21 protein-coding genes and 2 pseudogenes are annotated in these 23,152 nt (G+C 41.5%); 19 read left to right on the forward strand and 4 right to left on the reverse strand.

Going from position 1 to position 23,152, the window contains the following annotated elements:
- Positions 1-190: 190 nt before the first annotated feature.
- From ACYQ5K_RS08260 to ACYQ5K_RS08290, 7 genes and pseudogenes are all read left to right on the forward strand, one after another.
- Positions 191-865 (forward strand): TenA family protein, encoded by a 675-nt coding sequence (locus ACYQ5K_RS08260; protein ID WP_055200141.1) that lies wholly within the window; start codon positions 191-193, stop codon positions 863-865.
- Positions 862-1,665: a bifunctional hydroxymethylpyrimidine kinase/phosphomethylpyrimidine kinase gene (thiD, locus tag ACYQ5K_RS08265; RefSeq protein ID WP_055200142.1), complete on the forward strand. Its 804-nt coding sequence runs from the start codon at positions 862-864 to the stop codon at positions 1,663-1,665. The genes ACYQ5K_RS08260 and thiD overlap by 4 nt, the downstream gene beginning before the upstream one ends.
- Positions 1,666-1,676: 11 nt before the next feature.
- Entirely contained in the window at positions 1,677-2,318 is a 642-nt protein-coding gene (gene thiE / locus ACYQ5K_RS08270) for a thiamine phosphate synthase (RefSeq protein WP_055200143.1), read from the forward strand.
- Positions 2,308-2,964 carry an HAD family hydrolase gene (locus ACYQ5K_RS08275; RefSeq protein ID WP_005361145.1) on the forward strand — a complete coding sequence of 219 codons (657 nt, stop codon included), beginning with the start codon at positions 2,308-2,310 and terminating at the stop codon, positions 2,962-2,964. Before thiE ends, ACYQ5K_RS08275 begins: the two co-directional genes overlap by 11 nt.
- A gap of 2 nt (positions 2,965-2,966) precedes the next feature.
- The gene (locus ACYQ5K_RS08280; protein WP_223385983.1) at positions 2,967-3,452 is read left to right on the forward strand and encodes an NUDIX hydrolase; all 486 of its coding nucleotides are present in this window, start codon (positions 2,967-2,969) and stop codon (positions 3,450-3,452) included.
- A gap of 618 nt (positions 3,453-4,070) precedes the next feature.
- Positions 4,071-5,657: pseudogene (locus ACYQ5K_RS08285) on the forward strand (SrtB-anchored collagen-binding adhesin); the annotation flags it as partial.
- Between the two features lie 4 nt (positions 5,658-5,661).
- Entirely contained in the window at positions 5,662-6,015 is a 354-nt protein-coding gene (locus ACYQ5K_RS08290) for a hypothetical protein (protein ID WP_005361149.1), read from the forward strand.
- A 36-nt stretch (positions 6,016-6,051) separates the two neighbouring features.
- Here ACYQ5K_RS08290 and ACYQ5K_RS08295 read toward each other — a convergent pair whose 3' ends face one another.
- The 4 genes from ACYQ5K_RS08295 to ACYQ5K_RS08310 are packed head-to-tail and all read right to left on the reverse strand — an operon-like array spanning position 6,052 to position 9,409.
- Positions 6,052-6,930: a sensor histidine kinase gene (locus tag ACYQ5K_RS08295; protein ID WP_459777450.1), complete on the reverse strand. Its 879-nt coding sequence runs from the start codon at positions 6,928-6,930 to the stop codon at positions 6,052-6,054.
- 26 nt (positions 6,931-6,956) lie between these two features.
- On the reverse strand, positions 6,957-7,778 hold the full coding sequence (locus ACYQ5K_RS08300; protein WP_117552654.1) for an ABC transporter permease: 822 nt from the start codon (positions 7,776-7,778) through the stop codon (positions 6,957-6,959).
- Positions 7,771-8,688, reverse strand: a complete 918-nt coding sequence (locus ACYQ5K_RS08305; RefSeq protein WP_004611594.1) for an ABC transporter ATP-binding protein — start codon at positions 8,686-8,688, stop codon at positions 7,771-7,773. Before ACYQ5K_RS08305 ends, ACYQ5K_RS08300 begins: the two co-directional genes overlap by 8 nt.
- A gap of 55 nt (positions 8,689-8,743) precedes the next feature.
- Positions 8,744-9,409, reverse strand: a complete 666-nt coding sequence (locus ACYQ5K_RS08310; RefSeq protein ID WP_077326101.1) for a response regulator transcription factor — start codon at positions 9,407-9,409, stop codon at positions 8,744-8,746.
- Between the two features lie 386 nt (positions 9,410-9,795).
- On the opposite strand from ACYQ5K_RS08310, the pseudogene ACYQ5K_RS08315 reads away from it, so the two are divergent.
- The 12 genes and pseudogenes from ACYQ5K_RS08315 to ACYQ5K_RS08370 all read left to right on the forward strand — a co-directional run.
- A pseudogene (locus ACYQ5K_RS08315) lies at positions 9,796-10,068 on the forward strand (sigma-70 family RNA polymerase sigma factor); the annotation flags it as partial.
- Between the two features lie 410 nt (positions 10,069-10,478).
- A complete protein-coding gene (locus tag ACYQ5K_RS08320) occupies positions 10,479-12,887 on the forward strand; it encodes an ABC transporter permease (RefSeq protein WP_459777451.1) in 2,409 nt (802 codons plus the stop codon).
- Positions 12,888-12,973: 86 nt separating this feature from the next.
- The gene (locus ACYQ5K_RS08325) at positions 12,974-13,666 is read left to right on the forward strand and encodes a response regulator transcription factor (RefSeq protein ID WP_249325795.1); all 693 of its coding nucleotides are present in this window, start codon (positions 12,974-12,976) and stop codon (positions 13,664-13,666) included.
- A complete protein-coding gene (locus tag ACYQ5K_RS08330) occupies positions 13,663-14,694 on the forward strand; it encodes a sensor histidine kinase (RefSeq protein WP_033143518.1) in 1,032 nt (343 codons plus the stop codon). Before ACYQ5K_RS08325 ends, ACYQ5K_RS08330 begins: the two co-directional genes overlap by 4 nt.
- Positions 14,695-14,859: 165 nt before the next feature.
- Positions 14,860-17,235 carry an ABC transporter permease gene (locus ACYQ5K_RS08335; protein WP_459777452.1) on the forward strand — a complete coding sequence of 792 codons (2,376 nt, stop codon included), beginning with the start codon at positions 14,860-14,862 and terminating at the stop codon, positions 17,233-17,235.
- Between the two features lie 130 nt (positions 17,236-17,365).
- A complete protein-coding gene (locus ACYQ5K_RS08340; protein ID WP_008816373.1) occupies positions 17,366-17,626 on the forward strand; it encodes a hypothetical protein in 261 nt (86 codons plus the stop codon).
- A 5-nt stretch (positions 17,627-17,631) separates the two neighbouring features.
- A complete protein-coding gene (locus ACYQ5K_RS08345) occupies positions 17,632-18,297 on the forward strand; it encodes an ABC transporter ATP-binding protein (protein WP_033143516.1) in 666 nt (221 codons plus the stop codon).
- Positions 18,298-18,311: 14 nt separating this feature from the next.
- The gene (locus tag ACYQ5K_RS08350; protein ID WP_459777453.1) at positions 18,312-20,684 is read left to right on the forward strand and encodes an ABC transporter permease; all 2,373 of its coding nucleotides are present in this window, start codon (positions 18,312-18,314) and stop codon (positions 20,682-20,684) included.
- A gap of 187 nt (positions 20,685-20,871) precedes the next feature.
- Entirely contained in the window at positions 20,872-21,642 is a 771-nt protein-coding gene (locus ACYQ5K_RS08355; RefSeq protein ID WP_117538746.1) for a response regulator, read from the forward strand.
- 124 nt (positions 21,643-21,766) lie between these two features.
- Positions 21,767-22,159, forward strand: coding sequence for a winged helix-turn-helix domain-containing protein (locus ACYQ5K_RS08360; RefSeq protein WP_117538747.1), 393 nt, complete (start codon positions 21,767-21,769; stop codon positions 22,157-22,159).
- 115 nt (positions 22,160-22,274) lie between these two features.
- Entirely contained in the window at positions 22,275-22,463 is a 189-nt protein-coding gene (locus ACYQ5K_RS08365) for a helix-turn-helix domain-containing protein (RefSeq protein WP_055221059.1), read from the forward strand.
- The gene (locus tag ACYQ5K_RS08370; RefSeq protein ID WP_459777454.1) at positions 22,456-23,148 is read left to right on the forward strand and encodes a response regulator transcription factor; all 693 of its coding nucleotides are present in this window, start codon (positions 22,456-22,458) and stop codon (positions 23,146-23,148) included. The genes ACYQ5K_RS08365 and ACYQ5K_RS08370 overlap by 8 nt, the downstream gene beginning before the upstream one ends.
- The last annotated feature ends 4 nt before the right edge of the window (positions 23,149-23,152 follow it).

A 23,152-nucleotide genomic window follows, 5' to 3' on the forward strand; every position in this document is an offset into this window, starting at 1 on the left:
TCCTTTTTAATTGAATAAGATATGATATGTGTTTGCGAGGGAACTGAACAAGTTGAAAAAGGTAAGACCTGACCTCTGGACCTGTCGGCTAATACCGGCGTAGGGAAGCAATTTCTTACGCTCGTATTGCGTCTGAAAGAGCTTCTAATTGTTTTAGAGGCTCTATTTTTTTATTTTAGGAGGAACAAACATGGCATTTATGAAAGACATTTTAACCCGCAACATCCCCATTTGGGAAGAATGTGCAGCTACCCCATTTGTGCAGGAAGTGCAAACTGGAAAGCTACCTCTTGAAAAGTTCAAGAGATATATGATTCAGGATAGTATCTATCTGAAAAACTATGCCCGTATATACGGCAAGGCAATTTTTCATGCTGATACATTAAGAGAAATTCAGCTTTACTATTCCATGCTGAATTTTGTAAATGATACGGAATCAGAAGTGCGTCTGGATTATCTAAAGCAATTTTGCATGACGGATAATGATATTGAACTGATCGCTCCTCTGCCTGAAAATCAAAATTACATTGATTTCATGTTTGAGATTGCGTCACATGGAAAGAATGAAGAAATTTTAATGGCGGTTCTTCCCTGTATGCTAAGTTACAGCTATATATTCCGCAAATTGGCGGCTGTTCCTACAAGCAGACAGTCAAGATATTGGGACTTTATCAAAGATTATGCGGATGAACAATATGCAGAAAGCTGCAAAGAATGGTCTGCTTTTGCAGAGCATAAATGTGCCGGGTTATCAGTAGCAAATAAAAAGTATCTGGCTGATATTTTTGAAAAAGCAAGTTTGTTAGAGCTTGCTTTTTGGAAGATGGCCTATCGGAACGAGAGAATGGAGGAAAATGCAAAATGAAAAAAGTATTGTCCATTGCCGGATCAGATTGCAGCGGAGGTGCAGGTATTCAGGCTGATTTGAAAACTTTTTCTGCTCACGGTGTATTTGGAATGAGTGTTATTGTTTCTGTTGTTGCAGAGAACACCAGCCGTGTTATCGACATCCAAGATATTACCCCGGATATGATTGAAAAACAGATTGACGCCGTATTTGAAGATATTGAAGTGGACGCAGTAAAAATCGGTATGCTTTCTACACCAGAATGTATGAAAGCGGTGGCAAAGAAACTATTACAATATAAGCCCCAAAATGTCGTAATCGACCCGGTTATGTATGCCAAAAATGGCTGCCCATTGATGAATCCTACGGCGGTTTCCACCTTGATAGACACAGTAATTCCACTGGCCGATGTACTTACTCCGAATATTCCAGAGGCAGAGAAAATAGCAGATATGCAGATTTCCACAGTTTCAGATATGGAGGCTGCCGCAAGAAAAATATATGCCATGGGTTGTAAGGCGATTGTTGTCAAGGGTGGACATCATATAGGAAATGCTGTTGATGTCCTATTTAATGGAGAAAATTTCTACCATTTTGAAACATCCCGCATTGATACGAAAAATACTCATGGGACAGGCTGTACCTTTTCTTCTGCAATCGCTTCCCAGCTTGCAAAGGGAAAAAGTGTTCCGCTTGCAGTCGAATCTGCAAAGGCTTATGTCACAATGGCAATCGAACACTCTCTTGCGATTGGAAAAGGCTGTGGCCCAACGCACCATTTCTACGAATTGTATCAGCATGGTTTATCTAAAGAATAGGCAGGTGCAAAATGAACTTTGATTATACACTTTATCTTGTTACTGATCGTCAACTAATGAGCTGCGATAGCCTGACAGAAGCGGTAGAACAGGCAATTTTAGGAGGCTGCACAATGATACAACTCCGAGAAAAAGAATTGTCCTCATTAGAATTTTACAATCAGGCTGTTGCCGTGAAACAGGTTACGGATAAATACCATATTCCCCTTATCATAAACGACCGGATAGATATTGCAATGGCTGTGCAGGCTACGGGGGTACATATTGGACAGCATGATTTACCTGCGGCTGCCGTCCGCAAAGTAATTGGGGAAAATATGCTGTTGGGAGTATCTGCATCTTCCATTGCAGAAGCAATACAGGCACAACAGGATGGTGCAGATTATTTGGGAGTTGGCGCAATGTTCCCTACTGGAACTAAAACCGACGCTGATTCTGTATCAATGGAGGAATTACAGAAAATCCGCACAGCCGTTTCTTTGCCGATCGTTGTTATTGGCGGTATCAATAAAGGAAATACAGGGCGTTTCAAGCCCATGGGAATTGACGGGCTGGCTGTTGTATCTGCCATCATAGCGCAGTCCGATATAAAAGCTGCTGCTGCGGAACTGAAAGATTTATTTTGCGGAAAGGAAAAGAAACATGGATTTTAATGCGGCAATCTTTGATTTAGATGGAACAATTCTGGATTCAATGGATGTATGGGAGCATATAGATATTCAGTTTTTGAAAAAGAGAAATCTTCCTGTCCCGGAAAATTATGTAACTGAAATATGTGCAAGGAGTTTTGAGGAAGCCGCACAATATACCATTGATCTTTTTGGATTGCAGGAAACGGTAGAGGGAATTATTGAGGAATGGAATAATATGGCGGTCGAGGAATACAGTAACCATGTCGGTCTGCTGCCCCATGCCCTTGATTATCTTCTGCGCTTAAAAGAACATGGAATAAAACTTGCAGTTGCTACGGGGTTGCCGGAAAAGCTCTATATTCCATGCTTAAAGAACAATTCTATTTTAGAATTATTTGACGCTCTATGTTCAACAGATGAGGTTCAGCGGGGAAAAGAATATTCGGATGTCTTTGAATTGGCCGCAAGAAAATTAGGGGTTGCACCTGAACACTGTATTGTGTTTGATGATGTGCTTCCAGCAATTAAAAGCGCAAAGGCAGCCCGTATGTTAGCAGGCGGGATTTATGATAAGTATTCCGCAGATCAGCGTACAGAAATAGAAAGGATTGCGGATATTTACTTACTTGATTTTCGGCAAGCACCGATCCCACACAAAGAGGTATGAAAATGGAAAAATGGGATTTATATAATGCAAAACGGGAAAAGTCTGGAATAACAGTGTGCCGTGGAGAAATCATACCCAAAGGGCTGTATCATTTATCTGTGAGTGTATGGATCGTCAACCAGCAGGGGCAGTATCTTTTATCACAGCGGCATCCGAAAAAGCAATACCCTCTTTATTGGGAATGTACGGGTGGTTCTGTACTTTCCGGGGAAACCAGTTTACAAGGAGCAATCCGAGAGGTAAAAGAAGAATTAGGAATACTGCTTACTCCCGGAAGTGAAAAATTGATTTATCAGAGCAGACGGGAAAATGTGCAGGATTTTTACGATGTTTGGCTATTTCATAAGGATATAAAGATTGAAGAAATGCGTTTACAGGAAACAGAAGTTGTGGATGTTCAATGGGTAAATCCAGATAAGTTATTTGAGATGTTTCGCCTGAAACATCTGCACCCTCTAATTACCTATGTAGATCAGCTAATAGGCTGAAAAAGCGCCGGGCGCAGAGGTATCAAAGCCTCTGCATCTGGCGCTTCTTTTTTGTCCTTTTTCCCGCATTTAGAACCCCGTTTTGCGGGGAACAGGATAACTTTATCCACCTGCCTGCCGGCCATGCGGAAAAACCCTTGATTTCCGTGGACTTTTAACGCCCTAAATGCGTAGACAGGAGGTATCTTTTCCGCTGGCGCTCAGCCTTTTAATTCCGTGTTGCACATGAGGCGGAAATCTTACTGCACCAGACAGCGAAGAATCATTTTGACGAACTGGGAATCAAAAAGCTCCCCTCTGTCAAATCTCTCCGAGAGGAATACACCGATCTTCTGGAACAAAAACGGAAAGCCTATTCTGCCTATAAGCAGGCCAAAAATGATATGAAAGAACTTCATAATGTTCGGGCCAATGTGGAATATCTATTAGAGATTTCTTCCCCACCACATGGAGGTTGTAGATAACGCAAGTGATGAAAACAACGAAAATACAAGGAGAAAGGCAACTGTTGTACCTATTAAAATAGAATATGTGTGAGAGGACAAGCCTTTCAATAATGTAGACGTTCAGAAATGAGCGTCTATTTTTATACCCAAAATGAAAGGAGCATTAGATTTTATGAAAAAGATGTTAAAACGATTGTGTACGGGCTTCTTAGCTCTTGCAACTGTCGTTACTGCTTTACCGACTACACCCGTCCATGCAGAAAGTAAGCAATACTGGACGGAAAGTGCAGAGCGTGTCGGTATCATTGAAAAAGTAATGAATGACGGTTCTATCGGTTCGACATTCAATGAGGGCTATATGAAAGTCGAGGGCGAAACTGCCTATTGTATCGACATCAATACAGATTTTAAGAATGGTTACAAGACCAGAGCTGACGCAAGCTCACGTATGAGTGCCGACCAGATTTCAGATGTGGCGTTATCCTTAGAGTATGTCAAACAGTATGGCGAAACTCACAAGGAATTGAACTACAAGCAAGTCTATCTGTTGGAACAATGTGTGGTCTGGCAGAGATTGAGCGTACATCTTGGCTGGCAGTGCGACAACGTGCGAGCTTCTTATGATGAAATTCCAAAAGCTACGCAGGACGAAGTTTTCTCTGGTGCAAGAGCCTTTGTCAAAGAGAATAAAGGACGCTATGAATGTGGCGGTTATATCTACTCTGGCGAGGGGCAGGAATTGGGACAATTCTGGGCGAAACTCAATGTTGGAAATGCGAAACTTCAAAAGACTTCCAGTAATACCAGCATTACAGACGGTAACGGGAATTACTCTATCGCTGGTGCGACATACGGTGTCTTTGCTGATAAGGACTGCACGAAACAGCTTGCCACCCTTACGACTGATGAAAACGGAAATACAGATGTCGTAGAGGTAAAGGCTGACACAGTCTATATCAAGGAATTATCCGCACCAGCAGGATATAAGGTTGATACAAATATATATTCCTTAAAGGTTGAAGCTGGAAAGACAGCGACCTTGAACGTATCAGATACACCAAAGGTAACAGACACTTTGATTGAACTCTTCAAGATTGATATGGAAACACAGAAAGACAATCCGCAGGGGAACGCTTCTTTAGCAGGTGCGGAATTTACATGGAAGTATTATACTGGCTTCTACAATAAAGACAATCTCCCTGCCGAAGCTACAAGAACATGGGTTACAAAGACAATCGCCGAAACAGACAGCGACGGTACAATCCATTATGTTACAAAATTAGCGGACACATACAAAGTATCTGGCGACAGTTTCTATATGCAGGACGGCAAGGCAGTTCTTCCACTTGGAACACTAACCGTAGAAGAAACAAAAGCTCCAAACGGTTACTTGCTGGACGGTGCATATATGCAGGCTGGCGATAAGTCCGAACAGATTAAGGGCTTATACCTTACACAAATTACAGAGGACGGCGACCTTGCCGTACTTACTGGAAGTAACCAGTTTTCCGTATCAGACAAGGTTATCCGTGGCGGTGTCAAAATTCAGAAACGAGATTTAGAAACGGGCGATACAAAGCCACAAGGAAGTGCTACTTTGAAAGATACTGCCTTTGACATCATTTCCTTAAATGATAATGCGGTATTGGTTGAGGGCAAGTTATACAAGAAAAATGAAGTGGTAAAGATAATTCGTACCGATATTGAGGGTATCGCTTCTACTTCTGCTGACCTCTTACCTTATGGAAAATTCCGTATGAACAATGAAAAAAGCAGAAACGCAGGAACAGGAATTTTTAGAAGTTTGTTCTTCTTACGACCATGACCTTTTAACTGGAAAAAAAGAAATGACATTGAAAGACTATGAACGAATTACTTATTTAGTTAGTTCTCTTGGGTATAGTCAATATCTTCAATTCCTTATTGGAAAATATATGGACTTAGCACAAGCTGACGAAGAACGAGAAGAAAGAGAACATGAAATATATTTGGAATATCCAGAGTATTATGAGGACGAGGGAATTTTAGAAGAAGAAGAAAAATGGCTGGAAGAATTTTTAAATCAACTTCCAGAGAAGAAAAGAGAATATTTTGAAAAACTTATAAAAGAGAGTTAAAGCTACTAAAAAAGTTACTGTATTCAGATGTTCTGATCACAGTAACTTTTTATCATTATACAAGGGAAAACAAATGCTAATAGACAAAATATTTTTTTCGTAACTTACATTTTCAATTTTACCGTCAATCTTTTTCAGCAATTCCTTTACAATATACAAGCCCAGACCAGAACTTCCTTTGGTGCGTGATTTATCAACAGTATAAAACTTGTTAAATAATAAGTTTACATCAATATCATCAAGGGATTTTGTTGAATTTTTAATTGTGAACACTCCTTTTTGATTGATAGAAACTTCAATGTAATTATCTGAATAACGAAGTGCATTTACAATTAAATTTTCAATAATTCGTTTACAGATAAGGTTATTTCCGTATATCCATACAGGAGTATTTTCTGTTTGAATGGTTGGTTGGATTTCTCCAAATTCATAATACTTTTCAATTAAGCAATCTGTAGCAATTCTATTTATGTCAACACGCTCACATTCAACATCAACTTGCTCATTTTCTATCACAGATAAATCATAAAACTCTTGTACTAAATCCGTGAGATAATCTGTTTTTGCCTTAATGATTTTAATGCATTGTCCTTGTTCCTGTTTATCTTCACATTCTTGCAGAAGTGTTAAATAGCCTTGTATAGATGTCAAAGGTGTTCTTAAATCGTGGCTTATATTAGATATAGACTGTTTTAACTGTTCTTCTTCCTGCTTAATTTGAACCTGTAATTTTTTATGTAGATTATCTTTTTGATTGATTGCATAAGCTAATTCTTCAATGTCCCTATTTGATAAAGATACTCGTATTTTCCGTTGTTGCTTTATTTGCTTATTTATGTTGCGAATTGTTCTGATAATAGAGAATAAGGAAAATGCTAATATGAAAATAAAGCAAATCAATAAGAAATATAACATATTCGCATTTCCCCTTTCTGTTATGATTAGCGTATTTCTTGCTTTCTTAGTATCAATGCTGAAACAAGAAATGTAATAATTACAGTTCCCACGAAATAAATCAAAATATTGATTTCTAAATTATTTATCATATTATAAGAACAGGTATTCATCCAGTAATACATAGGATTTATTTTTAAATAGGTTAGAACTCTCCATGATTGAGTTGACATATTATCCCATGTCATCATATAGATAAGCGGTCCGCTAAATGTAAACAATGACATAGCACCTACAACGATTGCCGTATGTTTGAATATTACACATAACATAAGTGTAATTCCGATAAATGCTCCCATAATCATACAATTTAGTCCTGCAATTTTCAGCATTGGAAACAGTTGTATTGGAATATTAAATTTCGCACATTCTATTATAAATGCAATCATAATAAATGAAAAGTATAGAAATATACTGGTAATCGAAATCACAATATATTTCGCAACAAAAAACTTAATTCGGCTTTGTCCGCTTGCGATTGCAATTTTAATTGTTGAATCCGTATATTCTCTTGAAAAGAAAATGACAGAAAATATAAGAACAATCAGCCAGAAAAATACAGTATAAGATGTGGCTGTCCTTATTATTTCTTCAATCAATGGGTGTGCTGTATCGCTATAAGCACGAGCAAGAAATCCAACAGTTTCTCCTATTTTCCATGTTTTGTCTAAACTTGAACTTGATGCCACAAATTGTTGCTGACCGCCTATGGAGAAAATTCCAAAGACTGCTAAAATCAAAGCAAAGGTTAAGTACAATGCCTTTGTATGAAATAACTTATAAAATTCTGCTCTTATTTGATTAAACATTTTTTCGTCCCCCTATTAGATTTTCAAAGTATGTTTCCAAATTTTCTCCTTGCACAGAAATTTCATCAATAATAACTCCATTACTGGATAGTAATTTAGAAATCATTCTTACATTATCTAAGCACTCGTATATCCGAATAGAATTATCGGGGTAAACGGAGTAATTGTTAATATTTCCCTTTTGCTCTAATAAAAGAGTGGTTTTTTGGATATTATCTGTCCTTAAACAAATATGGCGTTTACATTCTTCGTTTAATTCTTCGGTAGAAATTTGTTTCAAAAGTTCTCCTTTATGAAGAAATCCGTAACAGGTAGCAAGCTGATGTAATTCACTTAATATATGGCTGGATATTAAAATCGTTACCTCTCGTTCTTTTACTAATTTTTTAAGAAGTTCTCTTAATTCAATAATTCCTGTTGGGTCAAGTCCGTTGACGGGTTCGTCCAAAATCAAAAATTCTGGCTCGCCTAATAATGCAACGCCTAAAGCAAGCCTTTGTTTCATTCCTAAAGAAAAGTTTGCTACTCTTTTTTTACCAGCATTGGATAAGCCTATCAACTCTAGAGTATCGGTAATACATTTTTTATTTGGAATACCTCGTTGTATTCTTTGTACTTCCAAATTTTGAGAAGCTGTCATATCCTTATATAACGCAGGCATTTCAATCGTGCAACCGATTTTTGACCTTTCATGTTGCAGATTATCCTTATGTCCAAATAGGATAATTTCTCCCTCGCTCTTAAAATTAAGACCTGTTAATAACCTGATTAAAGTCGTTTTTCCTGCCCCATTTTCGCCTACAAGACCGTAGATTTCTCCTTTTGGAATAGTTAAGTTCACATTCTTTAAAGCATAGAAATCTTTATATTTTTTGCTTAGATTTTTTGTTTCGCATATAAATTTTGTCATTCTAAACACTCCTTTCTATGCCACTATATCTAATAAGTCTAAAGAAAATCTAAAGTTATTTAATTTTATAACCGATTCCCCAAATGGTTTGTATATAATCTTCATTTGTAATCGCCTTAATTTTTTTACGAATATGACTGATATGGGTATTTATCGTATCATCATCATAAGCATAAGTTTTATTCCAAATGGATTCATATAAATTTTGCTTTGAAAAAATTTTTTGCGGATATTGCAATAATAGTCTTAAAATCTTTAACTCGGTTGATGTAAAAGATACTAATACCTCTTTGATATAAACTAGAGAGTTATTGATTTCAATATCTCTATATGTCAAAGTATCATTTTGACAGGACGTATTTGAAGTCCTTTTCAAATTTGCTTCAATACGAGCAAGAAGCTCATGCAGGTCAAACGGCTTAGTCATATAATCATCAGCACCTAATTTTAATAAATCTATTTTTGTCTGTACCATTGTTTTGGCGGAAACAACAATGACAGGAGCGTTTGTAAATTTACGCAATCTCTGTAATACATCATTTCCATTTAACTTCGGTAACATAATATCAAGTATTATTAAATCTGGAACAAGCGATTTACATAATTCTATTCCCTCTGCACCATTCAAGGCATAATGAACGATATATTTATTATTTTCTAAGAATTTTGCAATCATATTGCAAATGTCTATATCATCTTCAATAATAGCAATTTTATTCATGTGATTTCATCTCCTTTAATTAGATATTGTATCATAAGGTTTTTATGCTATCCACATCAAACAAAGAAGTCTATGGTACATTTAGAAATTATTTAGAAATATACTTTATGATTTTGGAAAATAATTTTGATGTGTAAATCAAGGAGTATGTTTCATGGAATGTTTTAAAGAAATCTATCGGCTATAAATGGAAAAAGCAATCAATAAAATCGTTAATTAGATATATAAATTCATTCGCTCGTGCAAACAGTCTGTTTTGTGCGGGCTTTTTTCATTCTGGAAAAATTTTGGATTTTTTGAGTTCTCAACTTAACAAATCACACCTGCCGTTCCCTATATGGTGCGGAAAGAGGGAGAACCACTTTTCACGTCATAGCGGAAAGGGGGTGAGATTGATGAAACCGTCTGACTTCCAGAAAACAGTTCAATGCCGTTTTGAAAGTTGTTTGAAGAAAGTTGTCCGTCATGTTGTTAAGGACTACCAGCAGAAATTAAAACGACGACAAGAGAAAGAAACGCTCTTTTGCGAACTCCCAGAAATCGTTGTAGAAAATCTGGCTGTCTGGGACGATTATGAAACGGACTATACGATTTTCAATGTATGCGGTTACGATATTCGTGTTTATGATGATGAATTGGCAGAAGCCTTGCGTAAACTACAATCAGCACAACCGCAGCGCAGCACAGAAAAATCCCGTCAATAAGATTTGTCTGCTTTTGGTTTTCAGCGTTCCAACGGAACGCGCAGCCATTGCCACCGGCAATGATCTCAGGGGTTTGGGGATATGTCACCAACAAGCATTAGCAGGAATTCCGGAAACGGGATTTCTGCTAAATACGCAATCTTACGTAAGATTGCATTGCTTGCCAGTAGTTTTAAGAGTCTTTGGCAGAGAATCTGTTTACAGTTGCCGCATTGATAAACCTTTGATAACTGCCTATAATAGAGTTATTATTTTGAACTGCTATAACAGAGAAATGCAAAAAAATAAAATTTTTTGTCCGCTGTAACATTTCGCGGACATTTGGGGTTTACAATGGCCTTATCAAATATGGAGGTGATACAACTATGACATGGCCTTTTGAGAATGACACCAGCGCCATTGTAAAAAAATTAGCAGACCGAAGCATGAAAGCGGATAAAAGACGCAATGCGTTTATTATCATAACGATTGCTTTTGCAGTTAGTTTGATGATGGTATTAGCACTATATAATCTCGGAACAGACCGTGAAAATAGGCTTTATCTGCAAGGACGCTATCAGGGCAGCTTTATTAACAGTACCAGTACCGTCTTTGAAAAACTGGAACATAACAACCAGATTGAAGCAGTCGGCAAAGAGGCTGCAATGGGAACGAGCCGTATCAATGACTATACTTTGGATGTGTATTACAGAGATCAAAATGCACTTGAACTAAAAGACGTTACTGACTTGCTGGGAAAAATGCCGGAGGCAGAAAATGAAATCATTGTGGAACAGTCCTATTTGGAGCATTTAGGGTTGCCGGTTCAACTGGATCAAACCGTTACACTGGATATGCCTTTTGGAAAAAATCAGACATATCATGTTTGCGGCATTATTCAAAGCAGTAATGCGTCCCGTATTTATCAAGTCATTGTATCGGATGGCTTATATAGCCGGTATGAAAAAGCAAACTGTTACGATCTTTTGGTTCGCGTGAAAAATACCGAAAATATGGACAGCGAAACTTTGAAACTGCTGATAAACGAAATTGCGGAACAAAGCGGTGTACCTGAACAGTATGTTATGTATAGCTCTACCTACTTTGGATTGGCAGAAGAAAAATCCACGCTGGAGCTATTGGTGATTATCGGAGCAAGCAGTTTAATTGTACTGGCCTGTTCTTTGGTTATTTACAGCCTGTTCTACATTTCTGTTATCGGGAAAACACATGAATATGGCAGACTGCGTGTGCTGGGGGCTACATCGGTTCAGATCAAGCGTATCGTGCGAAAAGAAAGTTTTTTGTTATCCTGTGCTGCAATTCCTATCGGTGTTGTATTGGGAAGTGTTTTGGGCTATTGTTTCGTCCCGGACGGCTGGCATTGGATGACTACACTGGAATGTGCCGTTGTGATTGCCCTTGTTACAGAAATTGCCTTGAAAATTGCTGTCCATACCCCTGTAAAGAAAGCCTCTATGGTATCGCCTATTGAGGCGCTGCGAATCAATACGACTGATACACCGGCGACAGAAAAAACGCGGATCGAACATCGAAAAATTACGCCATCTTCGCTTGCCCGAATGAGCTTTGCCCGGAACAAGAAAAAAGCTATACTAACCGTATTGTCTTTGGGATTTGCCGGAGTTTTACTGATGTGTGCCGCCACCTACCTTAATTCAACTGATGTAGAAAGCATGGCAAAACAGCAATTTGCAAATGGCGACATTGTACTTTCCCTTGATCCCGCCAACACAAATGCGGAAGATCGCCCCGCCGGGATCAATGCACTTCAAACGAAAAATCCATTGGATGAAGTTTTGGAAGAAACGATTTCAGATATGGATGGCGTAAAGAATATTGAATTTATACAGGGCTGTGTTTCAAATATGGAATTTCCCACTCCTTTCAAGGATGGTAACAGCCATTTCTTTACCCAAATTGGAATCCCCGAAAATCAGTACGAGGCCTTTTCACAAGGACTAATTGAGGGAACCGCAGACCGCCAGAAACTTATCAACGGAAAAGGAGTTATCGTAGATAATTCCGCCAAGCTGTTAAGCGACTATTATAATTACACTCCTCAAATTGGCGATATAGTCAAAGTGGAAACAGCGGATGGACAATGGGAAGAATTTACTGTAATGGGGATTGGGAAAGCTCCTAATCTCGGTGGGGATTCAGCTTCTTTCTATTTTCCGCAGGAACTCTTACCTATGATGAAAGAAAATGTTTCCAACTTCAACATAACCTGCATTGTAGATGTGGAAAGAGATCAGCTTACAGAAGTTGAGAATAAGATTTTCCAGTTGGCGGAAAATCGTGGAGGTATAGAAGTTTTCAGTATCAGCGATATTATTACTTATCTGCAAGAGGAAATGGATAACATAAAAATGCCGTTATACGGATTGGTATTTTTCATTGCTGTTTTTGGGCTAATCAGCCTTATCAACACGCTAATGACAAACATTATATCAAGACAGCAGGAATTTGGTATTTTACAGTCTGTGGGATTGAGCAGTAAGCAATTCTCCAAAATGCTGCAAACAGAATGTTTCTATTATGTTTCTGGTACGGCTATTTTAACTTTAACGATTGGAACTTTAACAGGATTTGTACTTTGCAAAGTTTTCAATCAGGTTGGGACATTCGGGACATTGACTTATCATTTTCCAGTTTTAGAAATAAGCATATATTTTGTAGCGCTTTTCTTCATACTGGCCGCTTACTCCGTTTTCTCTGTACGATATAGCAAAAGACATCCTGTGATCGAGCGCATTAAAACAATGGAGTAAATTTTCCTTTATCAGAAAATTGTGTTTTCTGCAACAAAGGACATTTGCCTGTTATACTATCTACAAAAAGCAAAGGAAGTGAGGATATGAAGCAGATTTTAATTGTCGAGGACGACAGTTTTTTGAATAAGATGGTGGCCTATAACCTGACCGCAGACGGCTACGGCGTGACTTCTGCCCTAAACGCCAGAACCGCAGCCGAAGCCATACGCCAGCGGGAATTTGACTTAGTGCTGCTGGACATCAACCTGCCGGACGGCAACGGTTTTGAGCTGTGCAAACTGATAAAGCCCCAGCACCCGGACACCATTGTGATTTTCCTGACCGCTAACGATCAGGAGAGCGACCAGATACGGGGCTATGAGGTGGGCGCGGTGGACTACATCACAAAGCCCTTTGTGATCGGGGCCTTGCAGCGAAAAATCAAAGCCATGTTCGCCATGCTGGAACACCACAAACCGGCCAAGGACATTTACGACGACGGGCGGCTGTTTCTGGACTTCTCGGAGCAGACGGCTTCCTTAAACGGCAAGCCCCTGACCCTATCCCCGATGGAGTACAAAATGCTGAACCTGTTCCGTAAAAATCCCCGGCAAGTGCTGACCCGTGGGCAGCTTTTGGAAAAGCTGTGGGATATAGACGAAAGGTTTGTGGACGAACACACCCTGACAACCTCCATCAGCCGGATTCGTAGCAAGATTGAAGCCGACGGCGGCGCGCCCTACATCAAGACCGTTTACGGCATGGGCTATCAATGGACGGGAGGCGAGGCAAAATGAAGTTTCAAAATCTCTCGGTAAAGCGGCTGTTTGGCCGGGTGGCAATGGGGCTTGTCCTCTCCATGTCCGGGATCACCATAGCCCTGTTTCTTGTGACAAAACAGACGGCGGTGCTGCTGACGGGCGGGGCGCTGCTGCTGTGTGCCCTTGTGGGGATTTTTGTACTGACGCAGGCGTTTGGAAAGCGGCTGTCGCAGTTTACCGCTGACCTGTGCCAGACTTTAGACCACATGATCGCCGGAAATGAAGCACCCCAACGGCCAGAGGACAGCGAAACCCAGCTTGCCAGAATTGGACACCGGCTGGCAAGGCTTTATCAGATCATGCAGGAGAACCGCCGCCGGGTGGACGAGGAACGGCAGGAGTTACAGACCCTTGTATCGGACATTTCCCATCAGGTGAAAACGCCGGTAAGCAATCTGAAAATGGCGACGGACACCCTGCTGGAAAAGCCTATGACCGAGGCGGAGCGCACCGACTTTATCCGGGGAATCCGCAGCCAGACGGATAAGCTGGACTTTCTCTTTCAGGCCCTTGTGAAAACCTCACGGCTGGAAACGGGCGTGATCCAGTTGGATAAGAAGCCGGGCCGCCTCTTTGATACCGTGGCGCAGGCCATGAGTGGGATCGTGTATGCAGCGGAGAAAAAGGAAATCGCCGTGTCCGTGGACTGCCCGGAGGATTTGGCCTTTTCTCATGACAGCAAGTGGACATCCGAAGCCCTCTTTAACCTGCTGGACAATGCGGTGAAGTACACCCCGGCAGGCGGGAAAATCGCTGTGTCGGTGGTGCTGTGGGAAATGTATGTGGAGATCAAAGTGACCGACACCGGCAAGGGCATTTCCGAAAGCAATCAGGCCGCCATCTTCCGGCGCTTCTATCGTGAGGAAGAAGTACACGAACAGCAGGGCGTGGGCATTGGCCTGTATCTGGCCCGCGAGATCGTAACGCGGCAGGGTGGCTATATCAAAGTGGTTTCGGAGCCGGGCAAGGGTTCAGAATTTTCCATTATGCTGCCTACAAAATAAATCGCGGCGGACGGCCATTCCCGGCTGCCCGCCGTAAATTTTTTTGAAATGTCCGAGCGTTGTAACATTTCACCCCGATTTTCAATGAAATTTTTTAGCCGCTGTAACATTTCGCGGACATTTGGGTTTTACAATGGCCTTATCAAATATGGAGGTGATACAACTATGACATGGCCTTTTGAGAACGATACAAGCGCCATTACAAAAAAGTTGGCAAAACGAAACTTAAAAGCAGATAAAAGTAGAAACATTCTCATTATCATTACGATTGCCTTAGCTACCTGCTTGATAATGACAACGACCTTGTATTTTTTTGCTTCGCAGCGAAAATCATTAAATGATGCAGCTGGGCGTTATCAAGCAATTATCAATGAAGTCGATAATGATACCATTACAAAATTAGTAAATGACAGTAGGGTTCAAGTGGGTGTAAGTCATTTATTGGGTTTAGTATCTTATGGGGACTACAAATTAACCGTCCGTTCAATGGATGAAACACTAATGAAATTAGCAAAATATCCTGATTTGGAGGGGGAATTGCCCAAATCTACAAATGAAATTGCTATCACAAAGGCGTTTCTTGATAGAGCTGGATTGTCCAAATCCGTGGGCGATATTATATCGTTAAATCTGGGAGATGGAGAAAAAGATTATACCTTATGTGGTATTTTGCCTGTCGAAAATTCAAATTATTCCGTATTCGTGTCGCAGTCCTATATTGAAAACAAGCTCAGCGAACCGGCATACTCCGCTTATATCCGTTTGAATGAATCTGATGGTTGGTCTAAGGCTGCTATACAAGCTGAATTATCAACATTGTGCAGAGAATTGAAAATACAGCCGGAGCAAATGCAGTTTTCAACATATTATTTTTCTCTCATTGAACAGAGAAGCAGTCAATATGTCACTGTAATAGCATTTATCAGTCTTATTATCGCTTTGGCGTGTACCCTTGTTATTTACAGTCTGTTCTATGTGTCCATAGCCAGAAAAACAAAAGAATATGGAAAACTGCGGACAATAGGGGCAACTGGAAAACAGATGAAAAGAATCGTTTTTAGAGAGGGATTTCATCTTTCCAAAATTGGTATTCCGATTGGAATATTAGCCGGTGCAATAGCGGGATATGTCCTTGTCCCGCAAGGCTGGAACACTTTAATGGTATTTGTAATTGCCGCTGTCACAGCTCTGTTTGTGTATTTATGCGTTATGATTGCTGTAATTAAGCCAGCCAAGATTGCTGCTCATGTTACGCCTATTGAAGCAGTCCGTTATATGGCGAGCAATAATGATGTAATGTCCAACAGTACAAAAGTGTTACATCGTTCTCTATCCGCAAAAAACTTAGCTTTTCTTAATTTTGCAAGAAACAGAAAGAAAACCGCCTTAACGATTCTGTCGTTAGGGGTATGTGGAATTTTGCTGATGGCAAGCTCTGCATATTTTAATTCCATTGATCCTTTAGCGATGGCGCGTAGGAGTTTTCCTTACGGAGAAATTCGCCTTGAATTAGGCGATTACGGGCCACAGGCACATAACAGCGAACAATATTCAGAACTCCAAAAATCGAATCTGCTTACAGAAGATTTTAGAGAATCCATTTTGGACATAGATGGTGTGGAAGAAATAAAAGAATACCAAGGCACCGTTTTGAATGTTCGTATGCCAACGGGAGATATTGAACCGATTGTTTCAGACGCATATACACGAAGCTCTCAAAAATTGATTGAGCAATATTTGATTGATGGTACAGCAGATTTGCAGGAACTACTTAAAAACAATGGCATTATTATTGAAAATGGCCCACAGTGGAAAGAAACTTTTGGGTGGGATGCAGCGATTGGGGACGAACTTCTGATTGAAGTTGGCGGACAAACATTGGAAGTAAAAGTAATGGGAATTGTGGACGCTAATATCCCGTATGGCGGATATGATACGCTATTTATTCCTTTAGAAATGCTGTCAAAGATCGTTCCTATTGAAAACCTCAATTATCAATTTATTGTAGATACAGATGACAGTAAATGGGCAGCCGCAAAAGATGAAATCCAAAAGATAATTCCACCGACTTCCAGCCTCTATGTTAGTACCTTGAATGATTGGGTAGAGGCATACAACGAAAAACTATTGAACTATCGTATGCCAGTCTACATTTTTGTTATGTTTATCGGGGTTTTTGGCATTATCAATCTGCTAAACACACTGATAACAAACATCTTGACCCGGAAGCGAGAACTGGGTGTTTTGCAAGCGGTTGGTTTGAGCAGTAAACAGCTTTCAAAAATGTTATTGATAGAGGGCTTGTTCTATACATTAGGGGTGCTTCTTCTTTCCATATCATGCGGAACTCTTATCGGGTATCTTCTCTGCACCGTCTTTAGTGCAATGAGTATTTTTGGAAAAGTAAGCTATCATTTTCCGACAGTTGAAATGTTCAGTTATTTTATACTGATGCTTGCCGTCCAAATGCTTTTCTCGTATTTGGCAATTCGGCAGATAAAAAAACAATCTCTGGTAGATCAAATACGGGAATTGTCATAAGAATTTTTGAAATGTCCGAGTGTTGTAACATTTCACCCCGATTTTCAATGAAATTTTTTGGCCGCTGTAACATTTCGCGGACATTTGGGTTTTACAATAGCCTTATCAACAAAAGCGAGGAGGCGACGCAATGGAACTGACCCCGACATTGATTTTGAATCTGGCGCTGCTGATCGTCCCGCCCGCTGTCCTTGTGCTGGTGTTCCGGCAATGGCTGGCCCGGCACATCCGCTGGACGGTTGCCTTGACTGCTCTCTGTGATGTTCTCCTGTTTTGGGATGAACTGTTCTACTATGAGAGCTTCGGGCTGTTCGCTGGGCTGATTCTGGTACAGTTGGCGGCCACCGGCGCGGCAGCGTTCCGCATTTACAACAAACAAAGAAAGGATTGAATTTTATGAGTATTTTACAGACTATCGACCTGAAAAAGTATTACGGCACAGAGACGAACATTACCCGCGCCCTTGACGGCGTGAACTTCTCCGTGGAGGACGGCGAGTTTGTGGCCGTTGTGGGAACCTCCGGCAGCGGCAAGTCCACCCTGCTTCACATGATGGGCGGGCTGGACACCCCCACCAGCGGAACTGTGATCGTCCGAGGCGAAGAACTGGCAAAGAAGAACGACGAACAGCTTACCATCTTCCGCCGCCGCAACATTGGATTTATCTTCCAGAACTATAACCTTGTTCCTATCCTGAATGTGTATGAGAACATCGTCCTGCCGGTGGAGCTGGACGGGGACACGGTGGATCAGAAGTTTTTGGACGAGATCGTTCGCCTGTTGGGGCTGGAAGATAAACTGAAAAATATGCCGAACAATCTTTCTGGCGGCCAGCAGCAGCGTGTGGCGATTGCCCGCGCCCTGATTACCAAACCGGCTATTGTGCTGGCCGACGAGCCGACCGGCAACCTTGACAGTAAGACCAGCGCCGAGGTGCTGGGACTTATCAAGCGTACCAGTGCGGAGTTCCGGCAAACTGTCGTGATGATTACCCACAACAACGACATAGCCCGCCTTGCAGATCGGATTGTCCGCATTGAGGATGGCAAGATTGTGGAATAAGGAGGTGGCAGGCTATGACATGGCCTTTTGAAAATGATACCAGCGCCATTACAAAGAAGCTGGCAAAGAAAAGTTTGCAAAGCGAGAAGCGCCGGAATCTGATGGTAGTGATCGCCGTTGCGCTGGCGGCATTTCTGATCTGCTTTACGGGAATTGTAGCTACTTCCCTGACACAAATGCAGCGCAATCAGGTTGTCGATACTTATGAGGCGGTCTGGCTGGGCGTAGAGGAAAACGACATTGAAACCCTGAAAGGACTGCCGGAGTTTGAGCGCGTAGGCGGCTACTATATGCTCGGTGAGGAACTTTCGGAACAGGGCTATCATGCCTCTTATGTATATAATGACGCAGAAATGATGGAGATTGGGCGCGACCAAATGAAGCTATTGGAGGGGAATCTGCCCCAAAAAGCAAATGAAGTTGTCGTAAGCGAATACTTTCTCTCCACCTATGGAAACAATGCCAAGATCGGGGACACTGTGACCTTAGATACCGAGAGTTTTCATGGTGATTATGTCGTTACCGGCATTATGGACAGCGTAAATGAAAAAGAAGCGAATACCTGCGTGATCATTCTTTCCAAAGCTGCCCTGACAGAATGGAAAGGGTTTGATCCGGCTGGGTATCGCGCCTATGTCCATTTCAAAAACAGCGACCAGTTGGGCGAGAAACTGATAACCTCTTATTGCAGGGAGATTGCAGAGGAATATCAGCTTCCTAATCCCAGCATGAACAACAAGTATTTTGCTTATGCTTCTAAATCCTTTGATTTTTTACCGATTGTTGGTGTGATTGTTATTGTTCTGATCGGCGGCTATATTGTGATTCAGAGTATCTTCCGTATCTCCATCAATGACAAAATCAGGAGCTACGGACAGCTTCGGACGATTGGTGCAACGCCAAAGCAAATCAAGCGGATTGTAAAGCGGGAGGGACGCAAACTCGGCAGTATCGGAATTTTGGTTGGTACAGTGCTGGGCGTATGCTGCGGTTTTCTTCTGTTTTCCAAGGGATTTAACGCTGTTTTCTATGTTGTTATGGTTTCCCTGACACTCATAAGCAGTTGGATCATGGTGTCTATTTCCATCCGTAAGCCGGTGAAAATCGCGGCAGGGATTTCCCCCATTGAAGCCGTCCGTTTTACCCCGGTGCAAAAGGACATCCGCAGCCGGAAAAAGAATATCAAGCTCAATCCCGTTTCAATGGGAATTGCGAATTTTAAGCGTGACCGAAAAAAGACGATCTCTATTATAGCGTCTTTGAGTTTGGGCGGAATTATCCTGCTTGTGGTATCCTCCATTGTTTTGCTGCGCTCCCCAGAGGCACTTGCAAGGCAGATTTATCCGTATGGTGACTATAAAATTTATTTACATTCCGAGTTGGCAGTAGAAGAAGCTATGGCAGCGGGAAATCCATTGAATGAGAAATTGAAGCAGGAAATTTTGGCCATTGATGGTGTAACCGATGTGATTACAAAAAGACAAAGCCTTCATATAAATTATCGTGCCAACGGAATTGATGAGGCTGGTTGGTGTGATATACTAACTGAACAAAATTATTCTGCGGTTGAAGCTGCATTGATAGAGGGAACTATGCCAGCGGATGCACACAGCATCATAATTGATTCGCATACAAGTAATCGTGATAATATAAGAGTGGGAGAAACGGTTGAAGTTACCTCTGGGAAATCAACCATTCCTGTTACTATATCAGGGGTGTTTGACAACGATGCCATACCAACTGATGGACATGGAACAGTCCCAGTTGACTCTCCGCTTGAATTTGCACCGGAAGGATTATTCCATGAATTACATCCAGAAATAGCTTCGTTTGACTATTCATGGAACATTGTGAGTGATCCGAAAAAAGCGGACAATGTAGAGTCTGAATTGAAAAATATTGTAGCCACTCATACTGATATTGCGTTAGAAAATATTGACACTATAATTGAGTATGAAAAAAATATAAATTCTTTTGTATTTGGCAGTATGGAGGTACTTTCATGGCTGGTATTCCTCTTTGGTGTTATCAACCTGATTAACACGACCCTCTCTAATCAAATGTCCAGAAAACAGGAAAACAGTGTTTTGCGTTCCATCGGACTGACCCAAAAGCAGCTATGTAAAATGAACATCTGCGAGGGTCTATGCTATGCGTTCTTTGCAACATTGGCGACGCTGATCGTTGGGCTTCCGGCTTCCATCTTTGCTTGTGGCAAATTTAGTGTAGGAGCTTTTGCCGGAAAAGTAGTGCCTTACAAATTCCCGGTTTTGGAAATGGGTCTGTTTATTCTGGTATTGTTCGGAATGGAACTGATTTTGTCTGTATGGACAGTCCGCAGACAGAAAAAACAATCCCTGATTGAACAAATGCGGTCAATGGAATAACCGTATGGGATCGGCGGGGCGGCGTGTGCTGCCCCGCCTTTTTCGCCATTTTCCAAAGAAATTTTTGAAATGTCCGAGCTTTGTAACAATTCAGCCTGTTTTTCTGTCGAAATCAAAGGCACCTCGGACATTTGTGTAACATTTGTAGTTTATGCTTGTGGTAAATCAATATTGGGGGTGAGGACACATGAAAAAGATACTGCTGATTGACGACAGCGACACCTATACATGGTGTCTGCAAAAATACTTACAGCACCGGGGCTACCCGGTAAAAACGGCTTCCACTCTGAAAGAAGCGCGGGCCGCCATCCAAGAGGAAATGCCGCTGGTGGTCTGCTGTGATCTCGACCTGCCGGACGGTTCCGGCATGGACTTTCTGGACGAGGTGCGGGCCGCAGACAAGGAGCTGCCGTTTATTCTGGCGTCCTGCCATGACAGGGAGGACTATGAACAGGAGGCTATGCGCCGGGGCGCAACGCTGTGCATGGACAAAATGAAAGGGCTGCTGCTACAAGATAAGCTGGTGGAATACGCCTACCGGCAGTTATCCGGCGAAAAAGCCCCGACTTTTCACAAGCTGCTCTTTGTCCATGCGGAAGATACCAACGCCGGAGTGCTGCGGGCGGCTATGCTGCAAAAGGGCTTTGACCTAATTCTGGTTTCCTCGATTGGGAAGGCCAAGCGCCGGATTTTTGAGGATAAGGAAATAGAACTGATCTTGTGCGATCTGGAACTGCCGGACGGCACAGCAATGGAGCTGTTTCATACGCTGCGACGGGTGGCGGGGATGTTCCAAATGAAGAATCCCCCTGTCCGGCTTCTGCCGTTCTTTATCCTCACCGAAAACAACGACCTTGCCACGGAATATGAATACCGGCATGAGGGCGTAAACGACTATATCACCGCCCCGGTCAATATCCCGGAGCTGATCCGGCGAGTTCTGTTCTTTGTGGAGTAATTGAAAAATTTTACGGAGGTGATGATGTGATGGGACATTAGCTGTTTTTGATATAGAAGAATCTGGTAAGCAGATCGGAGAAAAATTATTTCTGCTTCTTAACGAGGAACAAAAGAATGCTCTAATGCAATATATTTTGGAACAGGGAGTCTGTCATGGAACGGTATTCAATTCCTGTCACACTTCCTCCGCAGCAAAGAAGAATCCTCTAACAGAAATACAGGAAGGCGAGCTTTATCTATGTCTGGAGCACCGCACTGTCAGGGTTCGTGAACGGATTATCAACCTGACAAGCAAAGAGTTTGATATACTGGCATTACTCATTGCTAATCCCAAACGTGTTTTTACTTACGAACTGATTACCGATTTGGTTTGGAAAGAGGATTGTGATTTCTATTCGAGAAAAGCGATTCATAATCATATAAGTAAGCTGCGTAAGAAGTTGCGCTTTGAACCAGATCTTCCAAACTATATTGAGAGTGTCGCCGGAATCGGCTATAAATTTGAACATTTGTAAGCTAAAGCCACGAGATTTTCTTGTGGCTTTAATTAACATCCACTTCCGAACGCTTAATATTGAAGGTTGTATTATTCGAGCTAAAGAACTATAATAGATTCTATGGAGGTGCGATATGGAATATATGACATTAAAAGAGGCCGCCGAGAAGTGGGGCGTGACACCTCGTAGAGTAAATTATTATTGTGCTGGTGAACGTATTTCTGGAGCAGTAAAGATGGCCGGTATTTGGCTGATTCCCAAAACTGCAGAAAAGCCGATTGATGGTCGGACAAAACAAGGGAGAGAATTGCGCCATGAATAAAATTTTGATTATAGATGATGACAGAGAACTGTGCGCTTTGATTAAACACAGCGTACAATCAGAACATATAGAAGCCGATTTTTGTAATACCGGAAAAGAGGGCTTGCAGAAATTAAAAGAGCAAGAATACCAGCTTGTGGTGCTAGATGTGATGATGCCCGGTATGGATGGCTTTGAAACGCTGGAAGAAATCCGCAAAGAGAACAGCCGGCCGATTTTGATGTTCACATCCAAAAATGACAGCGCTTCTAAAGTGCGGGGCTTACGGGCCGGAGCGGACGATTATCTAACAAAGCCGTTTGATATGGACGAACTGATTGCCCGTATTGCGTCCCTCATTCGCCGCTACACCCGCTTTAATCAGCAAACGGGAACTATGCAAAAACTGGATTTTGATGGGTTGCAAATTGACCTTGAAAATCGTTCTGTTACGACGGAAACCGGCACTTTTGAACTTCCACCAAAGGAATTTGATCTGCTCCTGTACTGTGCAAAACATCAAGGAAAAATTTTGACAAAACAGCAGATTTATGAGGAAGTTTGGGGCGAAGAATATTTCTATGATGACAGCAACATTATGGCGATCATCAGCCGGCTTCGTAAAAAATTAGAAGTCAATCCTTCCAGTCCAAAGTATATTCAAACGGTCAAAGGGATTGGCTACCGCTTTAATAAGGAGGTATAGCTGG

The organism is Allocoprococcus similis, assembly GCF_054660775.1.